Raw genomic sequence first — 13380 nt, 5'->3', positions numbered from 1 at the left:
GCCGCTCGGCCGGCCGCGGCGCCCGGGCGGCGACAATGCCGCCCCATGAATCTGCAGAAAGTCGTGGTGCCGCTGGGCGGCCTGGTGTTGCTCGTGCTGGGGTACCGCAGCTGGGGCTGGATGGGGGTGTTCGGCGTGCTGGGCGGGCTGATGATGTTCCTGCTGCTGCACTTCACGCGCACCATGCAGGTGATGCGCCGCGCGGCCGACCGGCCCATCGGCTACGTGGGCAGCGCCGTCATGCTGAACGCCAAGCTCAAGCCCAGGATGACGCTGCTGCACGTGGTGGCCATGACCCGCTCGCTGGGGCAACTGCAGACCCCGCCCGACACGCAACCCGAGACCTACCGCTGGCGGGACAACGGCGAGTCGCACGTGGACGCGACCTTCGTCGACGGCAAGCTGGTGCAGTGGACGCTGACGCGGCCGACGCCGCCGGCGGAAGCGCCGGTGGCCGAAGCCCCGGCCGTCGAGGCGACTGCGGCGCCCGAGCCTGCGCCTGCGTCGAAGGCCTGACACCGGGGGCGCTCAGGCCCCCAAGTGCATCGCAAAAGTCGGCCCGTTGTTGAGCACGCAGCTGCCGGCGCCCTGGGTGGCCGAATTCATCGTGTAGCGGCACGCCAGCATGCCGCCGCGCGTGCCGGCGGCGTGGGCGACGCCGCTGCGCGGCGAGCCGGCCGCGCGCGTGGCTTCGCCCTGGAAGTGCTCGCCGTCGATCACGGCGCTGAAATGGCCGCGGCCGTTCATGTCGTTGCTGACCGCGCCGGTCAGCGTGCCGTAGCGCGCGGCCTCCGCGTTCGAGGGGTACAGGCGGGCGCTGAAATGCTGGGCGGCGGGGGCTGGCGCCGCCGTGGGCGCGCCGGCGCCGGCCTGCTGCGCGGGCACCACCGTCACGGGGCCGGGCGGCAGGGCCTGGCCCGGCTGCATGGGCACCACGTAGCAGCCGCTGAGCAGCGCGGCGCCCAGGGTGGCGACGGCGGCCAGCCGCAGGGCGGCGCGGGAAGCGGGACGGCGGGGCGGGCGCAAGGCAGAAGAGGTCATCGTCGTGTCGCAAGGCACGGGCACATGCCCGTGCCGGCGACTGTCGGCGTCTGCCTCGCGTCGGGCGCGCCTTTTGCGCCGTGGCGGCGGCAGAGAAGCCCGCGGGTATCGCCGACGGATACCCGCAGGTCGCGCGGCAGCCACGCAAGGTGGCCGTGCAGCGCGCCGCCCGGCTCAGAACGGCGGGTCGTCGTCCGGCAGGGCCGTGACCGCAGGCTCCTCGGCTTCGGCTTCGGCTTCGGCCTTCGCTGCCGGTGCAGCCGCGTGGGACGGGGCGCTGTCAGCGGCCGACACACCCAGCGTGGCCTCGCCGCCCAGCGCCTCCATCAGCGCGGGCAGCAGCTGGCTCAGTTCGCCCGTCACGATGGCCGCGTCGGCGTCGAAGTTGTCCTCGGCCTTGTCGCTGCCGCCCGCATCGTCCATCGTGCCTTCGAGGAAGGCCAGCTTGCGCAGCGTGAAGCCTTCGGTCAGCTCGAAGCTCACGCGGTCCTCCCAGGTCATGGCCAGGCGCGTGGGGCGCTTGCCGCTCTCGATGTGCTGGCGCACTTCGTCGATGTCCAGCGGATGCTTGGCATAGCGCACCACGGCCTTCGATTCGTCGGTCGCCTTGAGCTCGCATTCGCGGTCGATGGAGAAGCCCGCGGGCGGCTCGTAGGTGGCCAGCCAGCCGGCCATGGCGCTGGCCGGCTCCTGCCGGGTGTGGAAGGGCGCGACCGCGAAGCCCGGCAGGGCCTGCACCAGCGCCGTCACCAGGCCGTCGGCACGGGCGGCGTTGGCGGTGTCCAGCGTCAGGCGCCGCGCCTCGGGGTCGATCCACACCGAAATGCGCGCATGGCGCGTGAAGGCCATGGGCAGCAGCTCGTGCAGCACGTCCTCCTTGAGCGCCTTCTTCTCCTTCTTGCCGGGCGCGCGGCCGGTGGTCTTCTCGATCTCGGCGGCCTTCTCGTCCACCTTGCGGCGGATCACCGAGGCCGGCACGGTCTTGGTCTCGACCATGTACTCGAGCAGCCATTGCCCGCCCACGGATTCGAGCAGCAGGCCGTGTTCCTGCCCGCGCGGCGCCACCCAGCCGGCCGCGCTTTCCTGCGACGGGCTGCAGGGCGCGAAGCGCTGGGCCTCCAGGGCGTCCTGGGCGGCGTTGAAGTCGGGAACCCACGAGGGCTCGATGCGAAAGGCGAGGGCGTTCTTGAAGCGGGGCACGGATCGGAAGAGGGAGCGGGGAACGAAAGCGGGTGATTGTGCGTTGCCGGGCGCCCGCCTGCTGCCGCGGGCGGTGTAACGGCCGGTCAATGCCCCGGTCTGCGCCCGGCGCGCAGGCCCCCGTAAAATGCCCGGCTTCCCCCGACAGACCCCCAAGGACACCTCATGAGCGCGATTCCCTCGCTGGCCGACCGCGACGGCAAGATCTGGATGGACGGCGAACTCGTCGACTGGCGCGACGCGAAGATCCACGTGCTGACGCACACGCTGCACTACGGCTGCGGCGCCTTCGAAGGCGTGCGCGCGTACAAGACCGACAAGGGCACGGCCATTTTCCGCCTGGAAGAGCACACCGAGCGCCTGTTCAACAGCGCCAAGATCCTGCGCATGAAGCTGCCCTTCAGCAAGGAGCAGCTCAACGAGGCGCAAAAGCAGGTGGTGCGTGAGAACCAGCTCGAAAGCTGCTACCTGCGCCCGCTGGTCTGGATCGGTTCCGAGAAGCTGGGCGTCTCGCCCAAGGGCAACACCGTGCACGCGATGGTCGCGGCCTGGGCCTGGGGCGCCTACCTGGGCGAAGAGGGGCTCAAGCGCGGCATCCGCGTGAAGACCTCCAGCTACACGCGCCACCACGTCAACATCACGATGACGCAGGCCAAGGCCGTGAGCAACTACAGCAACTCCATCCTGGCCAACATGGAAGCCACGGAAGACGGCTACGACGAGGCGCTGCTGCTCGACTCGGCCGGCTTCGTCTCCGAGGGCGCGGGCGAGAACATCTTCGTGGTCAAGAACGGCGTGATCTACACGCCCGACCTGTCGGCCGGCGCGCTCAACGGCATCACGCGCAACACCATCCTGCACATCGCCAAGGACCTGGGCATCGAGGTGGTGCAAAAGCGCATCACGCGCGACGAGGTCTACATCGCCGACGAGGCCTTCTTCACCGGCACCGCCGCCGAAGTCACGCCCATCCGCGAACTCGACCGCGTGGAGATCGGCATCGGCTCGCGCGGCCCGGTCACCGAGAAGGTGCAAGCCGCCTTCTTCGACATCGTGAACGGCCGCAACCCCAAGTACGCCCACTGGCTCACGCCCGTGGCCGCCTGAGGAGCGCGCGCATGTCCGCTTCGCACAGCCCGCTCGTCGACCAGGTGAAGTCGGTCGACCGCCGATCCCTCGTCGAACTGGCCGCCAAGGACCTGAACCACCAGGGCGGCGTGTTCTGCCCCAGCCCCAAGGCCGACATGAAGCTCTGGAACACCCATCCCAAGGTGTACCTGGACGTGGCCCGCACGGGCGAAGCCAAGTGCCCGTACTGCGGCACGGTGTACCGCCTCCGGGCCGGCGAGCATTTCGGCGGCGGGCACTGAACCTGCGGCCTTTCCGGCTCTTGTGCTGCCGTTGTGCGGCTGCCTTCCAGGCTCTTCGGGGCCGCCGGAGGCAGCCGCTTCTGTTTTTCTGCGTCACGCCACGTCCCCCATGCCCTTGCACGTCCCCTTTCTGCTCCATCGCCGCAGCCTGCTCGCCGCCGGCCTGGCCGCGCCGTGGCTCGGCGCCTGCACGGCCCCGGTCGCCGCACCGAAGCTGCAGGCCGCGCAGGCCGAGCTGACGCGGCTCGAATCCGAGGTGGGGGGGCGCCTGGGCGTGGCTGCCTTCGACGGCCGCACGCCCGCCGCAGCGTTGCTCCACCGGGCCGACGAGCGCTTCCCGATGTGCAGCACCTTCAAGGTGATCGCGGCCGCCGGCGTGCTGGCGCGCAGCGTGCGCGAGCCCGATCTGCTGGCCCGGCGCATCCGCTACACGCGCGAGGAACTGGTGAGCTATTCGCCCGTCACCGAGAAGCGGGTGGCCGAGGGCATGACGGTGGCCGAGCTGTGCGCGGCCGCCCTGCAATACAGCGACAACACGGCCGGCAACCTGCTGATCCGCCTGCTGGGCGACCCGGCCGGCGTCACGCGCTATGCGCGCAGCCTGGGTGACGAGGGCTTCCGGCTGGACCGCTGGGAGACGGCGCTGAACGAAGCCCTGCCCGGCGATCCGCGCGACACCACCACACCCGCCAGCATGGCGCGCAGCCTGCACCGCCTGCTGCTGCAGGACGGGCTGCCCGAAGCCCAGCGCGCCCGCCTCGAAGCCTGGATGCGCGGCAACACGACCGGCGCCACGCGCATCCAGGCCGGCGTGCCCGCGGGCTGGGCCGTGGCCGACAAGACCGGCGCCGGCGCCTGGGGCACCACGAACGACGTGGGCGTGGTGTGGCGGCCCGACGGCTCGGCGCTGGTGATGGCGATCTACCTGGCGCAGCCGCGCGCCGATGCGCCCATGCGCAACGACCTCGTGGCCGCCGCTGCGCGCATCGCGGCGCAGGCGCTCACGCCCTAGAGACAGTGCGCGGGGCGCAGTTGACCCAGCGGCAGCGATTTCTTGACCCAGCGCGCGCCGGGTCAGTCCGAAACCGGCCGCCAGCGCCGGGGCAGCACCTCGGCCCAGGGCCGGCCGGGCTCGCCGGCCATGCGCAGGAAGAGCATCGCCACCCACAGCAGCGACAGGCCGATCTGCGCGTCGCGCAGCGCCGAGTTCACGCCCGTGGCCATCAGCAGGATCAGCATGGCGCCGAAGGCCATGCGGCCCGTGAGGTCGGTGCGCTTCCAGGCGGCCCACACGCCGGCCAGCATCAGCGCCAGCAGCGCCAGCGCGCCGGGCAGGCCCGTCTGCGAACCCATCCACAGGTAGTCGTTGTGCGGCATGTTGTAGTCGGCCAGCAGGGCCGGGCCACGCTTGCGCCATTCGCTGTTCCAGGCGCCGATGCCCCAGCCCAGCAGCGGCTTCTCGGCCACCATCTGCGCCGTGGTCGTGTACATGTGGTAGCGCACCACCCAGCTGCCTTCGGAGACGGCGCCGTGGCGTGCGGCCTCGAGCTCCTGCACGCCCTGGGCCAGCAGGTGACGCACCTGCGGCGGCGCGTTCCAGGCCGCGACGCCGACCGCCGCGCCGCCCAGCGCCAGCGCCGCCAGCAGCACGCGCCAGCGCTGGCGCCACTGGTGCACGCACAGCAGCGGCAGCACGGCCAGCAGCGCGAGCAGCGAGGTGCGCGACGGCAGGTTGGTGTTGATGATCAGCAGCACCAGCCCCGTGAGGCCGAAAGCCGCCAGTGCCAGCGCGGGCCGGCGCCGCAGCAGCGCCAGGCCCAGGGCGGCGGCGGCGGCGCCCGCGATGGTGAAGATCAATGCATTGTTGATGGACTTGTTGCCCACCAGCATGATCATCGGGCGCAGCACGTCGGGCATCGGCGGCATCACGTGGAATTGCAGCAGCACCGTGTAGAAGACGATGAGGTAGGCCAGGTTGAAGAGCGTCACGGCCAGGAAGCCGCGCAGCGCCCACACGGCCTCGTCGCGCCGCAGGGCCAGCGCCAGCGCCACGGTGAGCGAGATGCGCAGGCCGTGCGCCAGGTTCTGCCCCGTCTCGGGGTAGTGCGGGCGCAGCAGCAGCACCAGCAACTGCCACAGCGTGAGCGCCACCAGCGGCCACCACAGCGGATGCGCGCGCAGGCGCACCGCGCGTTCGCGCAGGTCGCCCGCGAGGAGCATCGTGACCAGGAGCAGGAGGAAACCGAGGTAGTTCAGCCCCACGGGCATGAACACCACCGCACCCCACAGGCAGGCTGCGGCGCGGGTCAGGGAAGGTGAGCGCATGTGGGCCGGAATTCTAGAAGCGGCGGGCAGGCCGGCGCGCTGGCGGATCGGCCGGCCCGGGGCCGGCGCTCAGTGCGGCAGGGCGATGACGAAGCAGGCGCCGCCGCCTTCGCGGCCCTCGCAGTGCACCTGGCCGCCATGGCGCAGGGCGATGGACTTGACCAGCGCCAGCCCCAGGCCCACGCCGCCTTCGCGTTCGCTGGCGCCCGGCAGGCGGTAGAAGGGCTCGAAGATGCGCTCGCGCAGCGCCTCGGGCACGCCGGGGCCGCGGTCCATCACGCGCACCAGCGCATGCCGGGCGTCGGCCGACAGTTCCACCTCCACGCCCGCGCTGCCGCCGTAGCGGCGCGCGTTTTCCAGCAGGTTGCGCACGGCGCGGCGCAGCAGGCGCGGCACGCCGCGCACCGTGAGCGCGTCCAGCGCGGTGCCGTCGGCCACGCCCAGTTCGGCGCCGGTGTGCGCGCACTCTTCAGCCGCCAGACCCATCAGGTCCACGCTTTCGACGGTGCCCATGTCGGCTTCGCGCGCGTCCAGGCGGCTGGCCAGCAGGATCTCGTCGATCAGCTGGTCCAGCTCGACGATGCTGCGGGCGATCTCGGCCTTGGCCGCCGTGTTGGCGCTGCTTTCGGCGGCACCGACAGGCAGCAGCTCCAGGCTCATGCGGATGCGGGTGAGCGGCGAACGCAATTCATGCGAGGCATTGGCGAGCAGCGACTTGTGCGAGCGGATCAACTGCTCGATGCGCGTGGCCGCATCGTTGAAACGCTGCGCCAGGTCGGCCACCTCGTCCTGCCCGTCTTCGGGCACGCGCGCCGACAGATCGCCCTCGCCCCAGCGCTGCACGCCACGCTGCAGGCTTTCCAGGCGCTGCGTGAGCCGGCGCACGATGGGGAACAGGCCGATGCCCGTGGCCATGCCGACCATGCCCAGCAGCCAGAAGATGCCGGTCTGCGGGTGCAGCCAGGGCGGCGGGCTGGGGCGGCGTTCATAGCGCGGGCCCAGTTCCATGGTGAACTTGCGGCCGTCCTCGAGCGTGATCTCGAACTCCAGCGCCTCGCCAGGCCGGCTGGTGCGCAGCGAGGTGCCGCGGCCCGAGATCTGGTGGCTGTCATCGCGCAGGGTCACTTCGCGCGGCAGCGGCGTGCTGCGCTGTTCGTCCGAGATCTGCCAGGCCCAGCCGGCCGCGATCACCACCACGGCCACGCCGGCCAGCGAAGCCAGCCAGATGCGCAGGTAGAGGTGGCGGACGAAGAGCCGGATCATGGGGGGTGCCGTGCGCTTGACGGAGATGGCGGAGGGGTGGCGCCGGGCCTGTGCGCCGAAGGCTCAACGCCCACGCAGGCCCACTGGCTCAATCCTGCTGCTTGGCGAAGACGTAGCCCACGCCGCGCACGGTGAGGATGCGCTTGGGGTTCTTGGGATCGACCTCGATGGCGGCGCGGATGCGGCCCATGTGCACGTCGATGGAGCGGTCGAAGGCCTCCAGCTCGCGGCCCCGCACGGCTTCCATGATCTGGTCGCGCGTGAGCACGCGGCCCGCGCGCTCGGCCATGGTCACGAGCAGGTCGAACTGGTAGGAGGTGAGTTCGGCCGGCTGGCCGCCCACGGCGACGGAACGCGCGTCGCGGTCGATCTCCAGCGAGCCGAAGCGCATCGCGGCCTGCGGCACGCCGGCGGCGGGCGCGGCCGCATCGGCGCGGCGCCGCAGCACGGCGCGGATGCGCGCGAGCAGCTCGCGCGGCTCGAAAGGCTTGGGCAGGTAGTCGTCGGCGCCCAGCTCCAGGCCGATGATGCGGTCCATCGGATCGCCCTTGGCCGTGAGCATCAGCACCGGCACCTTGGCCAGCGGGCCGGGCAGGGCGCGGATGCGGCGGCACACGTCGAGGCCGTCGGTGTCGGGCAGCATCAGGTCCAGGATCACCAGATCGGGCTGGCGCTCCTGCAGCTGCGCCAGGCCGCTGGCGCCGTCGCCGGCGTGCGCGACCGAGAAGCCGGACTGGGTGAGGTATTCGCGGACCATCTGCGCAAGCCGCGCATCGTCCTCGATCATCAGGAGCTGGGGGGTACTCATGGCGGTTCCATGGTCGCGGCGGGCCGGCAAGTGCCGTTGTCCGGTGCGTAAAGTTGCGTAAATCCGCAGGGGCTCAGTCAACCGCGAACAGCATCGGTTCAGCGCTTCGGTTCACGGGCACGCGCGCCAGGGGCAGCGCCAGCAGCCGCGCCATGGCCTGCCCGGGCGGCTCGGCGGCCAGGGCCGGATGGGCCTGGCAGGCATGGGCATGGATCTGGTGCGCCAGCGTGCGCAGTTGCGCGATGCAGGCATGCAGCCGCGCCAGGAAGGCCGGCGTGTCGTCGCGGGGCTGGCGCAGGCTGGCGTTGAGCGTGGCGAACCAGGGCAGCGCGGCCTGGTCCAGCATGCAGGCCGCGTTGGCCTTGTCGGTGTGGGCCGACCAGGCGCGCAGCAGCGCCTGCATGGCGCGGTTGAGTTGCTGGGCGTGCTGCAGCTCCTCGCGCAGCAGGCCCAGCGTGGCCAGGTCCGTGAGCCGCTCCTGGAAGAAGATCTGCGAGAGCACGCCCCAGTAGTAGGTGTAGTCCCAGATCACCTTCACGGGCAGCACCTCGGGGTCGCCGAAGAGCGGGTACTGGCCTTCGTACAGCGCCAGCGTGCTTTCGTAGAAGGAGTGGTAGATCTGGTCGTACAGCTGCGCGCGGGCACGCAGGGAGCGGCCGTCGCGGTCGTGCGCCACCAGGTCGCAGATGTAGCTGTTGCTGATGGCGATGAAGTCGCTGCCGGGCGAGTAGAACGGGTCCAGGAACAGGCCCGCCTCGCCGGTCAGCGCCCAGCGCTGGTCCGAGAAGACCTGCTTGCAGCCATAAGAGAACTTGCGCAGGAACATGAAGTCCTGCAGCAGGTGGCGCTGGCCGTCCAGCGCATCGAACAGGCGCGGCTGCCAGGTGCGGAACCAGTCCATGGCCTTGTCGAAGCTGTCCATGGTGTCCAGCGGGTGCAGGGCCGGGTCGGCCACGATGCCCACCGAGTGCGAGCCCGAGGCCAGCGGGATCAGCCACACCCAGTAGCCGGTGCCGACCAAGTGATTGGTGGACAGCCAGCGCGCCTGCGGCTGGCAGCGCGCGCGCCAGTCGGCGTCCTGGCTCCATTCGTCGAGCGTGATGCGCTCGCCGATGCGGAACCACACGGCATGCGCGTGGTGGTCGTTGTCCTGCGCCAGGCCCAGCTTGCGCTTGAGCAGGCCGGCGCGGCCGCAGGCGTCGACGAGCCAGCGGCATTCGGCTTCCTGCGTGCGCGCGTTTGCGCCTTCGCCCTCGCGCCAGGCGATGCGGTGCAGGCCATTGTCTTCGCTCAACGCGATCTGCCGCACCAGCGCATGGTCCACGAAGTGCACGCCGCGCGCGCGGGCCACCTGGCCCAGGTGGTTCTCGAAGATGCCGCGGTCGATCTGGTAGCTGGGCGTGGACAGGTAGCGGCTGGCGCCGATCTCCGTCACGTTCTCGATGTCGTGCCGGCCTTCGGAGAAGAAGAAGCGGAAGCCGAACTTGCGCAGCTGCGCACTGTCCATGTGGCCCTGGAGGCCCAGCACGGTGTCGAAGTAATGCGCTCCGATCTCGACCGAGGACTCGCCCACCTTGTGCGCCGCATGCGGCACGGGGTGCGCGCGGCGCTCCAGCACCAGCACGTCGATGTCCGGGAAGCGCTGGCGCAGCTGCAGCGCCAGCGTGAGCCCCGCCAGACCTCCGCCCATGATGATCACGTCGTGCATGGGCAGGGTCTGGGTCATGGCATCAGGCCTTTCGCTGGGGCGGGTGGAAGGAGGACGGGCGCGCCGCAGCCCGGATGGCCGGCGCCCCCTGCCTTGTACGCAGCTTCTTCACCGGCCGATCACTGCGCCGGGCGCAGCCGGATCTCCAGCGACAGCTGGGGAGACAGCGGCAGGCGCAGCGGCGCCGCGGCTTCGGTGCCCGCGAAGTCCGCCAGCGCCTCGAAGACCGGCAGCGCGTCGGCGATCGCATTGGGCGGCAGCTGGCGCGCCGCCTCGGAGCGCGGCGGCACGGGCGTGGCGGGGCCGTGCACCAGCGACCAGTCGAACGCGGCCAGGCTGCGCTCGCTGGGCGTGGGCGAGAGCACGAAGGCGCCGGCCAGCAACCCTTCGCTGCGGTGCACCTGGCGCAGCGGCCCCACGGCCTCCACGTCGAAGCCGACCAGCAGCACGGCCTGCGTGTCGCAGGCGCACTGCGTGGCCGCTTCCAGCAGGCCGGTGGCAAAGCTGAAGTTGTAGGCCGCGAGCGAGTTGCTGGCCTGCTGGCAGCCCGTGCCGATGGTCCAGTAGCCCACGGCCGCGTTGTGGACCGAGTTGTGGAACTTGATGGGCGACAGCTGCGCCGGCGTGGTGGCCAGCGTGGCGCACATGTAGTCGTTGATCGCCAGGTCGCCGTGGGCGGAGGCGAACACGCAGGGCAGGTCGGCCGCGTGGCGCCCGCTGGCGGACACGGCGGCATTCGCCACTTCCAGCGCGACGGCCACCGTGTCGGGCGCGCGGCGGCGCTCGGCCGGCGCCAGGATCTGCGGCGAGGGCCGCTTGGCCGGCGGATCGGCGGGCGCCCCTTCGCCGCGGAAGGCGGCACGCGCCACCTCCCAGCCCGGCAGCGTGGGCGCCCAGAAGGCGGGGCCTTCGATGTACAGCGTGGGAGTGCTCATGCTTTGCTAAAGATCAGGGCGCAGTTGTTGCCGCCGAAGCCGAAGGAGTTGGACAGCGCATGCCGCACCTCGCCCTGCGCCGGCGCCAAGCGGATCTGCGGGCCGCAGGCGGCGTCCGGCGTGTGGCTGTTCACGGTGCCGGGCATCAGGCCGGTCTCCAGCGCCAGCAGGCACACGGCCGCTTCCACGATGCCCGCCGCGCCCAATGTGTGGCCCGTGAAGCCCTTGGTGCTGCTGGCGTGCGTGTGAGCCGGAAAGCGCCGTGCCACCAGCGCCGCCTCGACCTCGTCGTTCTTGGTGCTGGCCGTGCCATGCAGGTTGATGTAGTCGATGGCCTCGGGCGCGAGGCCGGCGCGGGCCAGCGCGTCGTTCAGCGCGCGCTCGGCGCCCGCGCCCTCGGGATGCGGGGTGGACATGTGGTGCGCGTCGCTCGCTTCGCCATAGCCCAGCAGCTTCGGCGCACCGGGTGCGGCAACGCTGTTTTCCAGCAGCGCGAAGCCCGCCGCCTCGCCCAGGCTGATGCCCTTGCGCGCGGCGTCGAAGGGGCGGCAGGGCTCGGGCGACACCAGTTCCAGCGAATTGAAGCCGAACAGCACGCTGCCGCACAGCGTGTCCACGCCGCCCACCACGGCGGCATCGACCAGGCCCAGGCGCATCAGCCGCTCGGCCGAGGCGAAGACCTTGGCACTGGAGGAGCAGGCGGTGGAAATGGTCTCGCAGGGGCCCGTGAGCGCCAGCGCGCGCTGCACGAACAGGCCCAGCGAATGCGCGGTGTGCAGTTCGCTGTGGCGCATGCGCGGCGGAAAGAGGCCGTTGGCATCCATCTGCGTGTAGGCCAGTTCGGTGTCGCCGATGCTGGAAGTGGAGGTGCCCACGATCACGGCCACGCGGTGCGCGCCGTAGCGTTCGCGCGCGGCCCGTGCGGCGTTCAGGAAGCCGTCGGCGTTCAGGCCCAGCCAGGCCAGGCGGTTGTTGCGGCAGTCCCAGTCGGCCAGGCCGGGCGGCAGCTGCACGGCTTCCACCCCATCGACGCGGCCGATCCAGGTGGCCAGGCGCTGCTCGGCGGGCTCGCCGAAATCGTTGGGGCGCAGGCCGCTGCGCGAATCCGCCAAGCCCTGGCGCAGGGGCGCCAGGCCGGTGCCCAGGGCGGTGGTGGCCGTGTAGGCGCTGATGGAAAGAGGGGCGATGCGTGAAGGCACGGTGGGCAGGGCCGAAGGCCGAATCCAGGAACACGGCGGATTTCGCCGCTGACAGGCGGCCGCCCATGCGGCCGGACGCACAGCGTACCAGCCCGCGCGGGCGGCGCTGTCAGCCGGCGTCGCCAGCGTGCGGCGCAGCCCGTGCGGCGGGCGTGGCCGCGGCGCGGACGCGGGCCGAGTGGGCCGCCAGCGCCACCAGCACCAGCACCGGCAGGCCCAGCGCCGCCGTGCCGACGAAGAAGGGCGTGTAGCCGTAGGCGTCGACGAAGGCGCCCGAGTAGCCGGCGACGAACTTGGGCGCCAGCAGCATCATCGAGCTGAAGAGGGCGTACTGCGTGGCCGAGTAGCTCACGTTCGTGAGGCTGGACAGGTAGGCGATGAAGGCCGCGGAAGCGATGCCTCCGGCCAGGTTGTCGGCCGACACCACGAAGACCAGGCCCGTGAGATCGTGCCCGCGCGTGCCCAGCCAGGCGAACAGCAGGTTGCTGGCCGCGCTGAGCACGGCGCCCAGCATCAGCACCCGCATCACGCCCAGCCGCATCGACAGCGCGCCGCCCACGAAGGCGCCCACCAGCGTCATCACCACGCCGTAAACCTTGCTCACCGTGGCCACCTCTTCCTTGGTGAAGCCCATGTCCACGTAGAAGGGGTTGGCCATGATGCCCATCACCACGTCGCTGATGCGGTAGAGCGCGATCAGCGCCAGGATCAACGCCGCCTGCCAGCGGTAGCGGCGGATGAAATCGGCGAAAGGCTCGACCAGCGCGCCCTGCAGCCACTCGGCGGCGTTCTTCGCGGGCGGCAGCGCGCGGCGCGCAGGCTCGGGCGAGAACAGCACGGTGACCACGCCGACCGCCATGGACGCGGCCATGACCAGGTAGGCGACCCGCCAGCTGCCGTTCTGGTAGCCGGCCGCGCCGGCCCCGGCCGCCGGCATTTCCATTGCGGCCGCCACCCACAGCACGCCGGCGCCGGCCCAGATCATGGCCAGCCGGTAGCCCGTCTGGTAGGCGGCGGCCAGCGCCGCCTGCTTGCGCGGCTCGGCCGATTCGATGCGGAAGGCGTCAAGCGCGATGTCCTGCGTGGCCGAGCCGAAGGCCACCAGCAATGCGAACCCCACCATCGGCTCCAGCCCGACGCGCGGGTCATTGACTGCCATGCCGATCAGCCCGGCGATCACCATCGCCTGCGCCGCCAGCAGCCAGCCGCGCCGGCGCCCCAGCAGCGTGGTCAGCGGCGGCAGCGGCATGCGGTCGACCAGCGGCGCCCACACCCACTTGAAGCCGTAGGCCAGCCCCACCCAGCTCAGGTAGCCGATGGTGGTGCGGTCGATGCCGGCCTCGCGCAGCCGGAAGCTCAAGGTGCCCAGCACCAGCAGCAGCGGCAGCCCGGCCGAGAAGCCGAGCGCGAACATGCGCAGCGTGGCGGCCTCTCCGTACACGCGCAGGGTCTGGCCCCAGCTCGGGCGCGCCGCGTCGGCGGCGCCTTCATGGGGGGGCGCGTCGGCCGGCGGTGTGGCGGGGGCCGCGGA

At 71.5% G+C, this 13380-nt stretch carries 13 protein-coding genes; 4 read left to right on the top strand and 9 right to left on the bottom strand.

Annotated features, from left to right (window positions below):
• Positions 1-45: 45 nt before the first annotated feature.
• Entirely contained in the window at positions 46-516 is a 471-nt protein-coding gene (locus LG388_RS05445) for a glycerate kinase (protein ID WP_225781848.1), read from the top strand.
• 12 nt (positions 517-528) lie between these two features.
• Here the strand turns inward: LG388_RS05445 and LG388_RS05440 are convergent, their stop codons facing one another.
• Positions 529-1041 (bottom strand): hypothetical protein, encoded by a 513-nt coding sequence (locus LG388_RS05440; RefSeq protein ID WP_225781847.1) that lies wholly within the window; start codon positions 1039-1041, stop codon positions 529-531.
• A 174-nt stretch (positions 1042-1215) separates the two neighbouring features.
• Positions 1216-2241, bottom strand: a complete 1026-nt coding sequence (locus LG388_RS05435; RefSeq protein ID WP_225781846.1) for a recombination-associated protein RdgC — start codon at positions 2239-2241, stop codon at positions 1216-1218.
• Between the two features lie 165 nt (positions 2242-2406).
• On the opposite strand from LG388_RS05435, the gene LG388_RS05430 reads away from it, so the two are divergent.
• The 3 genes from LG388_RS05430 to bla all read left to right on the top strand — a co-directional run bounded on the left by LG388_RS05430 (position 2407) and on the right by bla (position 4623).
• On the top strand, positions 2407-3348 hold the full coding sequence (locus LG388_RS05430) for a branched-chain amino acid transaminase (RefSeq protein ID WP_225781845.1): 942 nt from the start codon (positions 2407-2409) through the stop codon (positions 3346-3348).
• 11 nt (positions 3349-3359) lie between these two features.
• Positions 3360-3611: a zinc-finger domain-containing protein gene (locus LG388_RS05425; RefSeq protein ID WP_225781844.1), complete on the top strand. Its 252-nt coding sequence runs from the start codon at positions 3360-3362 to the stop codon at positions 3609-3611.
• Between the two features lie 109 nt (positions 3612-3720).
• Positions 3721-4623, top strand: a complete 903-nt coding sequence (bla, locus tag LG388_RS05420; protein WP_225781843.1) for a class A beta-lactamase — start codon at positions 3721-3723, stop codon at positions 4621-4623.
• 62 nt (positions 4624-4685) lie between these two features.
• On the opposite strand, the gene LG388_RS05415 is transcribed toward bla, so the two are convergent.
• The 7 genes from LG388_RS05415 to LG388_RS05385 all read right to left on the bottom strand — a co-directional run.
• Complete coding sequence (locus LG388_RS05415; protein ID WP_225781842.1) at positions 4686-5936, bottom strand: O-antigen ligase family protein; 1251 nt, start codon at positions 5934-5936, stop codon at positions 4686-4688.
• Between the two features lie 69 nt (positions 5937-6005).
• The gene (locus LG388_RS05410; RefSeq protein WP_225781841.1) at positions 6006-7199 is read right to left on the bottom strand and encodes a cell wall metabolism sensor histidine kinase WalK; all 1194 of its coding nucleotides are present in this window, start codon (positions 7197-7199) and stop codon (positions 6006-6008) included.
• An 88-nt stretch (positions 7200-7287) separates the two neighbouring features.
• A complete protein-coding gene (locus tag LG388_RS05405) occupies positions 7288-8007 on the bottom strand; it encodes a response regulator transcription factor (RefSeq protein WP_225781840.1) in 720 nt (239 codons plus the stop codon).
• Positions 8008-8080: 73 nt separating this feature from the next.
• Entirely contained in the window at positions 8081-9733 is a 1653-nt protein-coding gene (locus LG388_RS05400; RefSeq protein ID WP_225781839.1) for an NAD(P)/FAD-dependent oxidoreductase, read from the bottom strand.
• 101 nt (positions 9734-9834) lie between these two features.
• Positions 9835-10650 carry a beta-ketoacyl synthase chain length factor gene (locus tag LG388_RS05395; protein ID WP_225781838.1) on the bottom strand — a complete coding sequence of 272 codons (816 nt, stop codon included), beginning with the start codon at positions 10648-10650 and terminating at the stop codon, positions 9835-9837.
• The gene (locus tag LG388_RS05390; protein ID WP_225781837.1) at positions 10647-11849 is read right to left on the bottom strand and encodes a beta-ketoacyl-[acyl-carrier-protein] synthase family protein; all 1203 of its coding nucleotides are present in this window, start codon (positions 11847-11849) and stop codon (positions 10647-10649) included. Before LG388_RS05390 ends, LG388_RS05395 begins: the two co-directional genes overlap by 4 nt.
• A 109-nt stretch (positions 11850-11958) precedes the next feature.
• A partial coding sequence (locus LG388_RS05385; RefSeq protein WP_370630107.1) for an MFS transporter occupies positions 11959-13380 on the bottom strand: 1422 nt, incomplete at its 5' end.

The organism is Xenophilus sp. Marseille-Q4582 (genome assembly GCF_916700565.1).
Lineage (GTDB): Bacteria > Pseudomonadota > Gammaproteobacteria > Burkholderiales > Burkholderiaceae_C > Xenophilus.
This window is presented reverse-complemented; position numbering and strand designations above follow the sequence as displayed.